We start from the raw sequence: 15,437 nt of genomic DNA, 5'->3' as shown, positions 1-15,437 counted from the left end.
ATTGGTCATGGCACTTCCCCTTCCACGGGAATCGGTGATCGCAACGTCACCACCGTGCCATGGCCGCTCGCCCCTCAGAGCAAGCCCCGTTCTCTCTCCAAAACTTTTTGCAGAACCTTCAGCACACTATCAAGAAAGGCGAGGGCCGCTGCTCGCCAGCGCGCGAACGGCGCGCGTTGCCAGGAACGACCGCTGTGCATCGAAAGCGACAGTTCACTGGCCAAACGATGAATGGCGGCAAGTGGCGCTTAAATTTGGATCCTTATCGGCTGCCGGAGAGCCAATCGCTCTCGAGTGCAGGCACTCCAGTGGAGTCCAGACGTTGGATTGGACCCTCGACCTCTACAAAAGCTCACTGAGCTTCGGGTCGGGCTACGACGGCATTCCGAAGCGATCGCTTCGGCGAGAAGTCGTCGTTCTCAATCGGGCGAAGGGGGAGACATCGGCGAAGACGGCATAAGGGAGGATGGGCCAGACCGAGCCGACGGAAAGATCGTAGCCATTGGAGCGCATAGCGCCTGGCCGGGGGGCCGCCGCCAGCCAGACTTACGCGGCGAGTCGTTGAGCGAGGTGGAGACCCGAACGGGCGCGACGAGGGTCCACGGCGGTCACAATGTGGTGGTGGTGATCGCAGTAGACGCGATCCGGCGAAGTTGGCCCAGCACAAAAACGATAGCCGCCGGGTACTGACGGGTCTTCGCTCACCGGGAAGCGGCACTGATAGAGGCCTAGCTGAATGAGAGGGACGTCTCTCGAAGTTAGTCTGATATTTTCAGGCATGATGGTTTCCTAGTTCACAGCAATTGCCGGCTGACGGCCGCAGTGCGACCCGTCGGGGCGAGCTTCTCTCGTTTGGGAGGGCTACGGACCATATGGTGTTGGTAGCACGTCAATGAAGCCCGACGCCCTGCTTCTGAAGCCAATAGTTTGCGACTTAAGGCCACACCCGCGAACGCATTGGCAATCTACCATCGTGTCCCCGAGGCACCCGCCCGCCGGTGTTTGTCGGTGGCGGGGCACTGGCTTGTGGCCCCCTATGAGACGCGCTCTGCCGACACCCTCGTTCACAGTCCGGACCACCTCATGCCGGGTCGCTCTAGCCGCCAAAACCCAAATCACTCTAAGACGACCGAGTTCCGACCCTTGCAGTCGATCAGTTGCGAGCGTCGCATGACGCGATCTGACCCTGAGCTGCCCTTCGTCGGCCCATTTCACTGCCCGATAGCCGACATTCGCGGCACTCGGCACTGACCCCTTGCTGACCTTCTCCAAGACGAGCCCCAAGCGCAAGTCGTGGCCCCAGTGGGGACAATCGACAGGCGCGATCACCCTATGTAGCTGCTTGGCGATCGAGCCTCGAAGTCAACCTGATAGACTTTTGAAATGGGCGGCATAAAATTCGCTTTTCTGCTTTCAATGAAAGCAACGCGAAATGGCCGAAGAACGCGCCCAACGCCGCCTTGCCGCCATATTGGCTGCCGACGTGGTGGGCTACAGTCGACTTCTGGACCTGGACGAGCAAGGAACGTTGGCCGCTTTAAGGAGGAGGAGGAAGGAAATCCTCGAACCACTCGTCCGCGACCGTCATGGCCGTATTGTGAAACTGATGGGTGATGGCGTTCTGGTCGAGTTCGGAAGCGCGGTGAACGCCGTGTCATGCGCCGTGGACCTTCAGAAGCGGATGGCGGCCGCAAACGAGGGTGTGACCGCCGACCGGAGAATCTACCTGCATATCGGCATCAATCTGGGCGATGTCGTTGTCGAGGACGGCGATCTGTTCGGCGACGGCGTCATTGTCGCAGTGCGGCTCCAGGCAATGGCCGGGGCAGGAGATGTCTGTGTGTCCGGCAGCGTCTACGACCAAGTCAAGCGGAAGCTCGATTGCGGCTTCGACGAACTTGGTCCGCAAGCGATCAAGAACGTCACCGAACCAGTGTCTGTCTACCGGATCCGGGTGTCGACCGCATCGGACGATGGCGGGCTCGCGGAGAAAGCGCCTCTGCAACTCCCCGCCAAGCCCTCCATTGCCGTCCTCCCCTTTACGAACATGAGCAATGATCCGGAGCAGGAGGCATTTGTCGATGGCCTCACCGAAGATTTGATCACGGATCTGTCGAGGACAAGCGAGTTGTTCGTCATCGCCAGCAACTCGGCATTTGCATACAAAGGCAGGCACGTGGATGTGCGTCGCATCGCGCGAGAACTGGGAGTTCGCCATCTTCTTGAAGGTAGTGCACGGCGGGCCGCTGGACGGGTGCGTATCAACGCCCAACTGATCGACGCGATCGCGGGTGACCACCTTTGGGCCGAAAGATTCGACCGGAGCCTAGAAGATATCTTCGCCGTTCAGGACGAGGTGACCGGCAAGATTGTCGAGGCTCTGGTTGGCCGCCTGACCACCGCGCCGGCGCGCAACAGACCGAGCAACCTGGAGGCCTATGATCTCTGTGTGCGTGCCCGGGTCCTTGGCCTGCAAACGGCGCTCACCGCGAAAGAGGCCATTTTGCTGCTAGACCGGGCAATCGCGCTCGACCCGGAATACGCGGAGGCGCACCGTTGGCTGGCACTCAACCTCTGGCTGGGCTGGGAGTTCTGGGACGAACCGATGGACCCCAACCGCGCAAGAGCGCTCGCCGAAGCACAGCTGGCGGTCGAACTCGACCCGAACGACGCCGGGAACAGATGGGTATTGGGCGTCATACTTGGACATGAGAGTCGCTGGGTGGAATCGGATGCCGAATTCGATGCTGCCCACGAGTTGGACCCCAACCACGCCGACGCCTGGGCAATGCAGGCCGAGTTGACGACGGAAAAGGGCCAACCTGCCGAAGCCATAGAGCAGGTCCGCAGGGCACTGCGACTCAACCCTCACCCGCCCGGTTGGTATTACTGGATGTTGGGCCAGGCCCAATATGCCCTGGGCGACTACGAATCGGCGATCCAAACGCTGCGCAGGCCCGAAACCTATCGCACGACTTCACGACGCCTGCTTGCAGCAAGCCTTGCGCAACTTGGCCGTTTGGAGGAAGCGCGCTGGGAGGCGAAAATGTTCATGATAAGCAATCCGCACTTCACTATCCGGCACTGGTCGGATTCGCAGCCATTCCCAGCCGAAGACGTGCGCCGGCATATCGTGGAAGGTTATCGCATGGCGGGGCTGCCAGAATGACTGTCATTGGTTATACCTTCGGCCTGCTGTCGACAGGCGTCCCAAGGCTGCCGCAGCAACGAATATTTTGGTCTTCTGACGGAACGAAATTCGCCATATCGTGCGTTTGTTTCGCCTCATGGTGTGCTTGAACATGGCCAGTGAAGACTTTCGGCACCGGATAGCGCGACGCGAGGACCTCGCCTCCATGATTGCGCTCATGGATGCAGCGATCTCCGAACTCCAGAAACCGTTTCTCGACGATGACCAGATCCGATCCAGCCGCGCAATCATGGGGCTGGACACGCAGCTTGTCGATGATGGCACCTATTTCGTCGTGGAGCACGAGGGCGTCCTGGCAGGTTGCGGTGGCTGGAGCCGGCGCACGACCATGTATGGTGGTGATCAGTCACCGGGACGCAACGCGGCACTGCTTGATCCAACCACGGACGCGGCGCGTATCAGAGCCATGTATACGCATCCGGACTTTGTCCGGCGAGGCGTCGGTCGCCTTATCCTTTCGCTGTGTGAACGTGCCGCTAAGGCTGAGGGCTTCCGCCGTGCCGATCTGGCAGCCACGATGGCAGGAGTGCCGCTCTATCGAGCCTGCGGCTACCAGCCCGCCGAGAAATTCGTCGATGACCGTGGCGGCGCTCCGGTTCCGATCCTGATGATGAGCAAGACGCTCTGAGCTACGCTCAAAGGCCACTCGCTCGCGGCCGGCATTCGCTCCGGCCAGTTTGGCAGGAGGAGGATGCTGGAGATTGAACCAGGCCATCTCGAACGAAACAGTACTTCGCCTGTACTTCCGCTCCATGGTCGAGTCGCGACCGACGTGGAGGTTTTCGCGAACGTCTCGAGATGGCGCACGTGGTCGGGTGGCGCGTTGAGTTTAACCGGATCAAACGACCATCCGCTTCGGGTCCGCATCAGGTCGTAGCGAGAACGACCGCAATGGTGAAGGGCCATGATTGTCAGCAAATGGCGCTCTGTGCTCATTCCCGCCGACTAATTCAAACGGCAAGTTCCGCCCATCTGGGCCATTGGCGGCAGCCAGTCTGATTGAGTTTTGACCCTAATCCTCAAACGCCGCCCTCAGCGTTTCGAACGTCGCAAACACGCCCAATGCAGCGCCCTCGGGATTCTTGGTCGGTGGCAGAGCTTCAGCTATCCGGCGCACCAAGGTCGTCTCAGAACCGGCTGGAGCGTTCTTTCGGCTGAGGCGACTTCAAGCCGTGACAGGAGCATTCCGGATCAGCGGGAAGTCGCGCGGCGGTCTCCAGCGCGACCCGCGACGCAGTCATGGAGAGGCTCGGCAACACGTCCTCCTGCAGCAGTTTCTGGCGATTGCGATCCATATAGTCGTTGAAGCCCGCCGTCACGAACGCGCAAGGCACGAAACACGCGCCGATCTCGCGCGACAAGGTCGCCTCAGGGGCTATGGAATGGTTGAGTACATCGGCCCCCATGCCCCGATATGCCAAGGCTTCGGCAGGCGTTGTCAGCCGGGGCCCATAACAATGGGCAGCCACCAACTGCTGTTCGATGCCATAAACGCGGCATTCGGCTGGCCAATGACGGCGCGCCGTTTCGACCAGAACCGCCGCACATCTTGGACACACGATTTGCTTGCCCGAACAGTCAAAGCTCTGACGGTCAGGAAGCAGTGAAAACGGGGTCTGCGTCAGTTCGATGATATCGGCGGGCACCACCATGTCGCCCGGCTGGATCGCCTTGTTGACGGCGCCTACAGTCGAGCAGGCGAGAACTTGCCGTACACCCGCCCGCATCAATACCCAGAACGCGCGGCGATGGCAGGAATGGTCGATACGGTCGCGGGGATTGCCGTGCGAATACATGCACAGCGCGCGTTTTGCTCTCCCTTCGGCTGTGATCGACGCATCGAACTCGAGCAGCTTCCAGTTGTCGGTGCGACCGAAAGGTGTTTCAAAACTCATGTCGCGCCGCAAGGTGCGCACACCATCGAATTCGACATCTTCCGGGAAGGCAAGCCCCCAGTTTGCCGACCCGGTGATGATGGCCAACCCTACCTGAGGGATGTCCGTCGAATGATCCGTCAGATCGTCGGCTGCATGGTAATTGGTGGGCATGTTTCCAGTCTCGGTCAGGATTTTTGGCGAAGGGTCACAATCAGGACCACAGCCACGACGATGACGGTCCACAATGTCGAGATCGCCGCAATGGTCGGATCGATCTGATCGCGCAGCGACAGGAACATAAGCTTCGGCATCGTGCTGTTGCGACCACTTGCGATGAAGATCGAAATCACGGACTCGTCGAGCGAAGTCAGGAACGCCATCAATGTCGCCGACAGCAAGCTGATCCGAAGTTGCGGAACGATGATTCCGCCAATGGACCTGGCCCAGTTTGCACCGAGGCTGCGCGCCGCCTGAACCTGGTTCCAGTCAAAGCGGGCGAGAGCGGGTAGCAACACAATGCAGGCGACCGGAACGGCCAGCACCACATGTCCGACCAGCACACCGAATAGCGTTCCGATCAGATGTTGTGCGGCCAACACAAAGAAGAGACCGATCGCAAGCAGGATACCTGGAGTGATCGAGGGGGTCAGCAGGACGCTCTGGATGGCCGCAGCGGTCTTTCCGCCCAGCCGATTCATTGAAATGCAGGCGAGCAGCGCGAAAGGCACCGTGATCGACGCCGTCAAAGTCCCAAGGATCAAACTCGTTCTGAGCGCGGCCATCCACGTTGCCGAGCCGAAGAAGTTCTCGTACCAGCGCAACGAGTAGGCGTGCGGCGGAAACTCGAGGAGATTCGACGCCGAAAAGGAAAGCGGCACCACCACGAGCGTCGGCAGCATCAGAAATGCCATGACAAGAGCGGCAAAGCTCCAGAGCAAAATGCGGGCGAGCCTGTTTTGCGGATAGGCTTCAAGCATGGGAGGCTTCCACGGTGTTCTGGGCCACCAGGCGGCGTGCCGCCAGCAACATCACACCGATCAGCGCCATAAGAACGAGGAGCAGAATGCCCAGGACGCTTGCCGACCCCCAGTCCTGAAAGGTCGATAGTGTACGCTCGATCCGGGTAGAGAGCGGATTTACCTTGCCGCCGCCAAGCACCGCCGGCGTGATGAAAAAACCTATGGCGTAGATGAGGACGATGATCGAACCCGAGAAGATGCCGCCCGCCGAAAGCGGCATAATGACTGTGCGGATGACCTGCCTGAGAGTGGCTCCCATGCTCGCAGCCGCGCGAATGAGATTTGGGTCGATATCGCGCATCGCAGCATAAACAGGCAGCAGAAAAAGTGGCAGCATGTAGTGCACCATGCCGATGAGCGTTCCCGTGAAGTTGTAGACCAGCGGCAATGGCTCCGCCGTCAGGCCTGAACCGGTCAAAGCCGCGTTGATCAGGCCGTCGCGCCGCAAGAGCACGAGCCAACCATAGGTACGCACCAGAATAGAGGTCCACAGCGGCAGCATGACGAACGCCATGAGCACGTTGGCCAGCCTTGGTCTGACGCTGGCTAGCGCCAGCGCCAGAGGAGTGCCGAGGAGAATGCAGCCCGCCAGCGTACCCAAGGACAGTTCGAGGGTCGTGACGAGCGCCGACCACGTCAGTCCGCTCGAAAGGACCTTCTCGTAGTTGCCGACGGTGTACTCACCCCCGGTGGTCAGGAAGGATTGCCGGATGATCCAAAGGATGGGCAGTATCGCCGCCAGTCCAACGATGAACAGCGCCGGGAGCGAAAGTGAAAGAAAAAACCGCCGCTCGCGCCGCGCATCCGCCGCGAGCGCCGGGTCCCGGACGACGGTCACGCCATCGCTCCCGGTATCGCGTGAATCTTCGCTGCTGGTGCATATGCGGTCATCCGCTGACCGGCGGCAAGCTCGGCGCAGCCGCCGGCCAGCGCTGCCGGAATGCAGACAAGAACCTCTTGCCCGCCGTCAAGCGCCAGCGTCAAAAGCCAGTTCTCGCCGCGGAACGCTTTGGCGCGCAGTATTCCTTCGAGAGCCACTCCGTCTCCCCCGACGAGCTTCGCATCAAGATGGAAGCTTTCGGCGCGGATCATCAGGGTTTCGCGTGATGCTTCGGCGCCGTCGATTCTGCGCGCTGAGCCCGGGGCCACAATGTTGGCCTCGCCCATGAACTCCGCGACGAAGCGGGTCGATGGACGATCATAAATCCGCTGCGGCGTATCTATCTGCTGGATGCGGCCAGAATTCATCACCGCAATCCGGTCAGACATAATCAGCGCTTCGCGCTGGTCGTGGGTTACATAGATTGTGGTGATCCGTAGATGATCATGCAGACGCCGGATCTCATACTGCATGGTCTCGCGCAGGTTCTTGTCGAGCGCCGACAGCGGCTCGTCCATCAACATCACGCGCGGTTCGAAGACGATAGCCCGCGCCAATGCCACCCGTTGACGTTGGCCGCCGGATAGTGCGGCAATATTGCGCTCCGCCAGACCATCCAGCTTCACGCGGGCCAAGGTATCAAGCGCCCGCTGACGCGCCTCCGCTCTCGGTACCTTGCGCAGCACCAGCGGATACGCGACGTTCGCCAGGACATTCATGTGGGGAAACAAGGCGTAATTCTGGAATACTATGCCGATGTCTCGTTTGTTGGGCGGCAGGCGGGTGATGTCTCGATCGCCCAAGAAAAGTTTACCGGAATCCGGCCTGACAAAACCGGCCAGAGCCATGAGTAACGTGGTCTTGCCCGATCCCGATGGTCCAAGCAGCGTGAGGAATTCGCCAGCCTGAATGTCGAGCGAAACATCATCCAGTGCGACGTAGGACCCATAAGCCTTGTGCACGCTTTCGATGGTGATCGCGAGCGACTTCATCATGTGCTCCAGCCTTGAAGCGCATCGCGTTCGACCGGCTTCACGCGACGCGCTTTAGGTTCTTGTTTTCATGCATGTCGTTGTCGCGCTGCACATTTTTGCGCGACATGCGTCAGAGCTGAGAGTCAGCGAGCCATCATTTCATCGAAGGCTCTTTGGGCAGCCTCGCCATTCTTGACCCACCATTCTGAATTGGAAAACACCGAAGTGCCAGCATTTTCAGGCGCTGTCGCAAGGGTCTTCAGACGGTCCTCGGGAATAAGGCCACCCTTATATGCCGCAGGATTGACTGGGCCGTAGGCAATGAAATCGGTCAGCTTGGCAACCCGCGCGGGCTGCGTCATCGCTGCGATGAGCTTCATCGCGGCTTCCTTGTTCGGCGCTCCCTTCGGCACCCCAAGACAGTCCGTGCCGATGACCGAACCCTTGAACGTGTAGTCAGCCGCGCCGCCATCGGCTTTCACGGTTTGGGCGCGTCCGTTCCAGGTAATGACCAAATCCGCCTCACCGTCTTTCAGCAACTGCGCGGACTGGGCGCCCGAGGTCCACCACACGGCGACATCTGGTTTGATCGCTTCAAGCCGCTTGATGGCGCGCTCTAGCCCTTCCGGCGTGCTGAGCACGGAATAGACGTCCGCCGGTGCCACGCCATCGGAGAGAAGCGCGATCTCGATCGAGTCTTGCGCATTGGCGCGCAACGCGCGACGGCCAGAAAATTTGGCAACATCCCAGAATTCCGCCCACGTCTTCGGCGGGTTCTCGCCATAGGTCTTGGTGTTCCACGACATGACGGTGCCATAGGAGTCAAACGGATAGCAGTAGTCGGACTTCGCACCCTCCGGCACGGATTTCGGATCGATGATCTTGTAGTCGAGTGGCTCCAGCAGCGATTGTGCGGCCGCCTGGGCACCTTCCGGTGAGCCCAGGTGAATGACGTCGGTCGTGACCGCACCCGAGGTGACCTGCATCTTCAAGGCGGCCAGGCCGTCGCTTAGGGTCTCCTCGCGGACATCATAGCCAAGCTCTTTTGCAGCAGGCCCCCACATGGCTTCCTTCATGGCATTACCATAATCCCCACCTGCGGTCGTGATGGTGACTGTTTGCGCATGAACGGGCAGGGCAGCCGAGATTGCGAATGCTGTTAAGGAAATGCGTAGCCAGGACATAGGTTCTCCTCCCCAACTTTATCAAACATCGCTCAAAAGAGCCATTATTTTGTAATCGTAACGTTACGATTGCATCTCAATGCGCTGGAGTCAAGCTGCTTCCTACGGGAGTTTCGATTGACCGGGATGTCGAATTCGGTAACGTTATGGCGGTCAGCAAATCAGCCGGCGCTTTCGCAAATGAAGTCGGGCGAACAATGGCCAATCTAAAGCAGATCGCCGCGGAACTTTCCCTCTCGGTGACCACGGTATCCCGCGCTCTGAAGGATGGGCCGGAGGTGCAGCCCTCGACCATAGCCCGCGTCAAGGAGGCGGCTAAGCGGGTCGGCTATTTACCAAATCATCATGGTCGCGCGCTCAAAACCGGTCGAACGCAGACGCTGACGGCAGTACTCCCGATGGAAACACGAGACCATCTGTCCGATCTGTTGAAGCTTCCTTTAATCGAAGGCATGACGCTGGCTGCGCGGCAAGCCGGTTATAGTCTGTCCATCTATTCCACCACTCCCGACGACGATCCCGTCGAGAGTGTGCAGCGGCAGCTTCAGGCGCGCAGCGCAGACGGCCTGATCATCACGCGCCTGGTGTCGGCTGATCCGCGCGTCAAGCTGCTGCTGGATAAACGCATGCCGTTCGTCGCGTTTGGAAGAACCGACCTGGATATCGCGTATCCTTATGTCGATGTCGACAATGAACAGATTGCCTACGAGGCGACCCGGCGGCTCATGGATAAGGGCTGTCGACGCATTGCGCTGCAACTTCTCGTTCCGGAGGACCAGGCGAGTGCCGTGCGTCTTTCCGGGTATGGAAGGGCAATGGCCGAGGCTGGTATTCCGATCGACCAATCGTTGATCGGTCATGGCATGTTCACCATGGAATCGAGCGCAGGCTGGTTCGATCGCTTGCTGGCGTCATCAGATCCGCCAACGGGCTTGGCGTGCGCCAACGAACTGGGCCTTCTGGGAGCGTTGCACGCTCTCGGCAAGCGGGGTCTCACACCAGGCCGCGACGTTCACATTGTCACCCGTGACAGCACGCGGCTGGCACGCTTCCTGCCGGCAAAGATCGGAGTTCATTCCGTGGATATGGCGGGTGTTGGACGCAAACTTATCGAAGTCCTGGAGAGCCGGATCATCAATCCGCTTGGGCCGGTGGAGACAGTCTTGGTGCAAGGCAGATTCGAGCCGGCCGAATAGTCCGGGCTGCCCTCAGGAGGCCACCTCGTCTTGAACCGGCCGGATCAGCGCCTTTGCGGCAGCTGCTCCCGCCGCTAGGATACGATCCGATAATTCCGTTCCTTCCACGGCGCGCGCGAGTTGAAGCGCGCCGATGAGCGTTGCAAACATGCCCAACGCAGCGCCCTCGGGATCGTTCGTCTGCGGCAGAGCTTCAGCTATCTGGCGCACCAGGGATTGAGCGCGCTCGGCATAGAGGGCTCGCGTTTCAGGCGGCTGCCGCGCGATTTCCGGCAACAACGCGGCCGAAGCGCAACCCTTTCCAGGATTGTCCCGGTGCTCGGCCGATAGATACGTCTCTATGGCCATTTCCGGACCGCCGGCGGCCAATGCTTCCTGCACTTCATGCGACTGCGCGTCCAAGGCCGCCGCCACGCTTTCACGGACGAGCTCCGCCTTCGACTGGAAGTGCGGATAGAAGGCGCCGTTCGTCAGCCCGGCGTCGCTCATGATGGTTGCCAGCCCGGACGCCGCGATGCCGTCAGATCGAAAACGTTCGGCGGCGACCTCCATGATCCGGCTGCGTGACGCGTCTTTTCGGCCCTTTTCGTAGCGCATGGTCTTTCTTTCCTGTCCTGCTATTGCATTATGCTCATAATCTGATATTACGATCATAATTCAACTCGTGGAAATAAGCTAGACCTCTCGAACCTGGAACATCAAAAATGAATGGGAATTCTGAAAAGACCGCAATCGTGACCGGAGCCTCCTCCGGCATCGGCCGCGCCAGCGCCGAGGCCTTGGCGCGGGCGGGTTTCACTGTCTTCGGGACAAGTCGCCGCAAGACCAGTAATGGTCCGGGCGGAGTGACCATGCTGGCATGCGACGTGACCGATGATGCGGCCGTCAATGCGCTCGTTGCCACCGTGCTCGCGCAGACCGGCCGGATCGACCTCCTGGTCAACAATGCCGGTGTCGGTCTGCTAGGAGGCGCCGAGGAATCCTCGGTCGCCCAGGTACAAGCCCTGTTCGACGTCAATCTGTTCGGCGTCATGCGAATGACCAATGCGGTGTTGCCGTCGATGCGGCGGCGCGGCGAAGGGCGCATCATCAATATCGGCTCCATTCTGGGACTGGTACCCGCGCCATACTCAGCTCATTACTCGGCGGTCAAGCACGCGCTCGAAGGCTATTCGGAATCGCTCGACCACGAGGTGCGCGCCTTCAACGTCCGCGTTTCCGTCATCGAGCCGGCATTCGTTCGCACCGTCTTCGACCAGAACGGCATCGAGCCGGATTCGCTGTTGAAGGAATACGATCGGGCTCGAGCCGGGCTCAAGGCGCTGCTGGGCGATGTGATGCCCAAAGCCGATCGGCCGGAAGTGGTGGCGGATGTGGTTGTCAAGGCAGCGACCGATGCCCGCCCGCGACGGCGCTATACCGCTGGCAACGCAGCGCGCCAGGTCAGCCTGCTGCGCCGCTTTGCCCCCGCGGGGATTTTCGACAAGAGCCTGCGCAAGCAGTTCCGCTTGCCGGTCTGAACAACGGCGAGGCAGAGGATTTCACGCACATGCGACTAGCAACTACGACACATTTGGCCAGGCCCTACGAAACGGAGGCGCCAAGCATGACACATAGATCCAATCGGTCGCCGCGTTCACCGGCGTTGTTCCAGGGCGCGCCAACGCGCTCCGTCGATGTCGGCGGCATAGCTTTTGCGTACAGGGAACTCGGGCCCAGGACGGGCGTGCCAGTGATCCTGCTCAACCATCTGGCTGCTCAGCTGGACAATTTTGATCCGCGCATCGTCGATGGCCTCGCTGCGACCCGGCGGGTAATTGCCTTCGACAATCGCGGCATCGGTGCTTCGGGTGGCAAAACTCCGTCGACCATTTCCGGCATGGCGCGGGATGCAATCGCCTTTGTCCGGGCGCTGGGGTTCGAAGAAGTCGATCTCTTCGGCTTTTCACTCGGCGGCTTCGTGGCGCAAGAGATTGTGCTGACCGAGCCCAAGCTTGTGCGCAAACTCATCCTGGCTGGCACGGGGCCGGCCGGTGGGCAAGGCATCGACAAGGTAACGCCGCTGACGATCGTGGACATGATCAAGGGCGCGCTGACTTTTCGGGATCCGAAGTACTATCTCTTCTTCACAAGAACGCCGAATGGGCGCCGCGCCGCAAACGCATTTCTGGAACGGCTGAAGGAGCGCCGGAACAACCGGGACAAGGCGATATCGCTGAGCGCGTTCGGCGCGCAACTCAAGGCGATCAAGGCCTACGGACTCCAGGCGCCACAAGACCTGAGCACCATCCGCATTCCCACTTTGGTTGCGAATGGCGACCAGGACAGGATGGTGCCGAGCAGCAATACCTATGATCTCGCCGGGCGTATCCCGGGGGCGCATCTGGTCATCTATCCGGATGCCGGGCATGGCGGGATATTTCAGAACCACGCCGATTTTGTCCCGAAGGCCCTGTCCTTCCTCGAGGCTGAGGCCTTGCCGCAAGGCGGCTATGCAGCTGAAAACGTTCGGCTTGTTTCGTCCCGAACAGCAACAGGCATTCTTAGAAAGTAACTGCCATGAAGGCATTCGTTGTCGATAAGTATAACAAGAAGGCTATTCTGCGGCTGGCCGAAATGCCGGAGCCGGAGCTCCAGGACAGCGATGTCTTGGTCGAGGTCCATGCCGCAGGGGTGAACCTGCTCGATTCCAAGGTCAAAACCGGAGAATTCAAGCTCATCTTGCCCTACCGCCGGCCCTTCATCCTGGGCCACGACGTGGCTGGGAAGGTTATCCGCGTGGGATCGAAAGTCAGCAAGTTCAAGGTCGGCGACGAGATCTATGCGCGGCCGCGCGATGGCCGGATTGGGACATTCGCCGAATTCATTGCCGTGAATGAGGCCGACGTAGCCTTGAAGCCCGAGAATCTCAGTATGGAAGAGGCGGCGTCGATTCCCCTGGTCGGTCTCACCGCCTGGCAGACGCTCATCGAACGGGCAAACCTGAAGAAGGGACAGAAGGTCTTCATTCAGGCTGGTTCCGGCGGCGTCGGGACATTTGCTATTCAGTTGGCCAAGCACCTCGGCGCGACCGTTGCGACAACCGCGAGCGCGGCGAGTGCCGATCTGGTCAAAAGTCTCGGCGCCGATGTCGTCGTCGACTACAGGAAAGACGACTTGGAGAAAGTTCTGTCGGGCTACGATGTCGTCTTGAACAGCCAGGACGCCAAGACACTGGAAAAATCCCTGAGGGTGCTGAAACCGGGTGGCAAGCTCATCTCCATCTCCGGTCCACTGGATGCCGAATTTGCCAGGGAAAAGGGACCCTGAACTTAATGCTGAGGCTGGTGCTCAGCTTCCTGAGTCGCGGAATTCGGGCCAAAGCCAAGCGCCGCGGCGTGCAGTTTTCGTTCCTTTTCATGTGGGCGCAGGGCGATCAGCTGAGCAAAATCACCGCTCTCATCGAAGCCGGCGCGATCCGCCCGGTTGTGGATCGGGTCTTTCCATTCGAGGCGACCAATGACGCCCTGGCCTATGTCGAAACAGGACGCGCCAAGGGCAAGGTCGTCATCAAGGTCAGATAGCAGTTGCCTCGAACGCAGCCTTGAGCGTCTCGAACGGCGCCAGGGCGCCGCGCACCTGCACGACGGCGGCGGCGACGCGATGGGCGCGCAGCACCGCCTCTGCCGGGGCATGGCTGGCAAGGCGAGCGGCGAGGTAGGCGCCGTTGAAGGAGTCGCCGGCGCCGGTGGTGTCGACCGGGGTGGCGACGTGTACCGCCGGCACCGATTGCGAGGTTCCGTTTTGCGCGATCAGCGCCGGTTCCTCGCCGTTCTTGACGACGACTTCGCCGACCAGCTTTCGCAGCCGTTCAGCTGTTTTCTGCGGTGTTGTATCACCAAACAGCATCTGCTCGTCGGGAAAGGTCGGTAGCGCGATGTCGGCGACGGCGAGCGCCTCGAGGATCGCGGCCTGCGCTTCCTCGCTTTGGCGCCACAGCCTCGGCCGGTAATTGGGGTCGAAGGCAATCAGCGAGCCGGCCGCGCGCGCCTTGGCCACGGCCGTCAGCAGTACCTTGCGTGGAGCCTCGTCGAGGATTGCCAAAGTTATACCGGAAAAATAGACAAGCGCTTGGTTTTCAAGGCTTTTCTGCAATGCGGCTGGGTCCGAAGCCAACTGCCTTGCGGCCGCATCGGCCCGCCAATAGGTGAAAGAACGTTCGGCGCCGGTCAGCGTGATCGCATAGAGGCCGGGGCGGGCGCCCGCTATCACCGGGCTGGCGCCGATGCCGATGCCGTTCTCGGCCAGGAACTTGATCTGGTCGCGTGAGAACGGGTCGTCGCCGAAGGCCGACACATAGGTCGCCGGCCGCTCGCCGCTCAAAGCATGCAGCGCCCACAAAGTGTTGAACGTGTCGCCGGCAAAGCCCATGCGCCAGTTCGGCCCGGCCTGGCCCGAAAGCTCGAGCATGCACTCGCCGATCGAGGCGATGCCGATTCCTGCCATGAAGCACTCCTCCATCCTGCAATTGCGGTGCTGTAGCTTTTTGCTGCCGGCAGCGCCATGCTTGGCGACGGCGGATTCTTGCACTGGGCGCGATTTCCCACAGGGGCGTGGGACGCGATCTGCCCAGCGAAACGTTATCCGCAGAACAGGAATGGGTTTGGCATCGTTATGGCGTTATCTTCTTGGAGGCCTCGGCTTGGCTGCCTTGCTCGCCGGCGTGCTGGCAATCGTCTATCTGACGGCGCCGCATGCACCGCAACCAAGCTCGGACGTCGGCCGTTCCAAGACGACGGCGAACAAGCTGTTCGCGGCGACTTTCGAGCCCGAGAAAGGCGTCATCCGGCAGGGCGAACTGGAATCCTGGCTGCTGACGCTGAAAACCGTCGAAGGTGCGCCGGTGGAAGGTGCTGCGATAACGATTTCCGGCGGCATGCCGCAGCACAAGCACGGTCTGCCGACCAGCCCGCAGGCGACCGATTACCTCGGCGCGGGGCGCTATCGCATCGACGGCGTGAAATTCACGATGAGCGGGTGGTGGCAATTGCATTTTGCCATTTCCGCCGCGGCCGGTTCGGACACTGTCGTTTTCAACGTGGTGCTGTGAGCCATAG

The 15,437-nt window shown here is 60.4% G+C and carries 14 protein-coding genes and 1 pseudogene; 8 read left to right on the top strand and 7 right to left on the bottom strand.

What is annotated here, in order from left to right; all coding sequences use genetic code 11:
• The 3 genes from NKH16_RS26940 to NKH16_RS26925 all read left to right on the top strand — a co-directional run.
• On the top strand, positions 1 to 231 hold a 231-nt coding region (locus tag NKH16_RS26940; protein ID WP_352902737.1), incomplete at its 5' end, for a hypothetical protein.
• A gap of 1,201 nt (positions 232 to 1,432) precedes the next feature.
• A complete protein-coding gene (locus tag NKH16_RS26930; RefSeq protein ID WP_352747793.1) occupies positions 1,433 to 3,169 on the top strand; it encodes an adenylate/guanylate cyclase domain-containing protein in 1,737 nt (578 codons plus the stop codon).
• A 187-nt stretch (positions 3,170 to 3,356) separates the two neighbouring features.
• Positions 3,357 to 3,839 (top strand): GNAT family N-acetyltransferase, encoded by a 483-nt coding sequence (locus NKH16_RS26925; RefSeq protein WP_352726408.1) that lies wholly within the window; start codon positions 3,357 to 3,359, stop codon positions 3,837 to 3,839.
• A gap of 499 nt (positions 3,840 to 4,338) precedes the next feature.
• Here NKH16_RS26925 and NKH16_RS26920 read toward each other — a convergent pair whose 3' ends face one another.
• The 5 genes from NKH16_RS26920 to NKH16_RS26900 form a co-directional block, all read right to left on the bottom strand.
• Positions 4,339 to 5,331, bottom strand: coding sequence for a phosphorylase family protein (locus NKH16_RS26920; RefSeq protein ID WP_352902732.1), 993 nt, complete (start codon positions 5,329 to 5,331; stop codon positions 4,339 to 4,341).
• Positions 5,274 to 6,065, bottom strand: coding sequence for an ABC transporter permease (locus NKH16_RS26915; RefSeq protein WP_352747790.1), 792 nt, complete (start codon positions 6,063 to 6,065; stop codon positions 5,274 to 5,276). Before NKH16_RS26915 ends, NKH16_RS26920 begins: the two co-directional genes overlap by 58 nt.
• Entirely contained in the window at positions 6,058 to 6,945 is an 888-nt protein-coding gene (locus NKH16_RS26910; RefSeq protein WP_352747788.1) for an ABC transporter permease, read from the bottom strand. The genes NKH16_RS26915 and NKH16_RS26910 overlap by 8 nt, the downstream gene beginning before the upstream one ends.
• Positions 6,942 to 7,979: an ABC transporter ATP-binding protein gene (locus NKH16_RS26905; RefSeq protein WP_352744840.1), complete on the bottom strand. Its 1,038-nt coding sequence runs from the start codon at positions 7,977 to 7,979 to the stop codon at positions 6,942 to 6,944. The genes NKH16_RS26910 and NKH16_RS26905 overlap by 4 nt, the downstream gene beginning before the upstream one ends.
• A 125-nt stretch (positions 7,980 to 8,104) precedes the next feature.
• Complete coding sequence (locus tag NKH16_RS26900) at positions 8,105 to 9,145, bottom strand: ABC transporter substrate-binding protein (protein ID WP_352747786.1); 1,041 nt, start codon at positions 9,143 to 9,145, stop codon at positions 8,105 to 8,107.
• Between the two features lie 146 nt (positions 9,146 to 9,291).
• Here NKH16_RS26900 and NKH16_RS26895 point away from each other — a divergent pair, with 146 nt between their 5' ends.
• Positions 9,292 to 10,341 (top strand): LacI family DNA-binding transcriptional regulator, encoded by a 1,050-nt coding sequence (locus NKH16_RS26895; RefSeq protein ID WP_352747784.1) that lies wholly within the window; start codon positions 9,292 to 9,294, stop codon positions 10,339 to 10,341.
• 12 nt (positions 10,342 to 10,353) lie between these two features.
• Here NKH16_RS26895 and NKH16_RS26890 read toward each other — a convergent pair whose 3' ends face one another.
• Positions 10,354 to 10,938 (bottom strand): TetR/AcrR family transcriptional regulator, encoded by a 585-nt coding sequence (locus NKH16_RS26890; RefSeq protein WP_352451959.1) that lies wholly within the window; start codon positions 10,936 to 10,938, stop codon positions 10,354 to 10,356.
• Between the two features lie 107 nt (positions 10,939 to 11,045).
• Between NKH16_RS26890 and NKH16_RS26885 the strand changes: the two genes are divergently transcribed.
• The 3 genes and pseudogenes from NKH16_RS26885 (at position 11,046) to NKH16_RS26875 (ending at position 13,904) form a co-directional block, all read left to right on the top strand.
• Complete coding sequence (locus NKH16_RS26885; protein ID WP_352451958.1) at positions 11,046 to 11,861, top strand: oxidoreductase; 816 nt, start codon at positions 11,046 to 11,048, stop codon at positions 11,859 to 11,861.
• An 86-nt stretch (positions 11,862 to 11,947) separates the two neighbouring features.
• Positions 11,948 to 12,895 carry an alpha/beta fold hydrolase gene (locus NKH16_RS26880; RefSeq protein WP_352822633.1) on the top strand — a complete coding sequence of 316 codons (948 nt, stop codon included), beginning with the start codon at positions 11,948 to 11,950 and terminating at the stop codon, positions 12,893 to 12,895.
• A gap of 5 nt (positions 12,896 to 12,900) precedes the next feature.
• A pseudogene (locus NKH16_RS26875) lies at positions 12,901 to 13,904 on the top strand (NADP-dependent oxidoreductase).
• Here NKH16_RS26875 and NKH16_RS26870 read toward each other — a convergent pair.
• Positions 13,897 to 14,826 carry a sugar kinase gene (locus tag NKH16_RS26870; protein ID WP_352747779.1) on the bottom strand — a complete coding sequence of 310 codons (930 nt, stop codon included), beginning with the start codon at positions 14,824 to 14,826 and terminating at the stop codon, positions 13,897 to 13,899. The pseudogene NKH16_RS26875 and the gene NKH16_RS26870 overlap by 8 nt on opposite strands.
• Positions 14,827 to 14,983: 157 nt before the next feature.
• Between NKH16_RS26870 and NKH16_RS26865 the strand changes: the two genes are divergently transcribed.
• Positions 14,984 to 15,430, top strand: coding sequence for a FixH family protein (locus NKH16_RS26865; protein WP_352451991.1), 447 nt, complete (start codon positions 14,984 to 14,986; stop codon positions 15,428 to 15,430).
• Positions 15,431 to 15,437: the final 7 nt, after the last annotated feature.

The organism is Mesorhizobium sp. M1307 (genome assembly GCF_040318155.1).
Lineage (GTDB): Bacteria > Pseudomonadota > Alphaproteobacteria > Rhizobiales > Rhizobiaceae > Mesorhizobium.
Note: the sequence above shows the minus strand (reverse complement) of the source record. Positions and strands in the feature narration are given on the sequence as shown.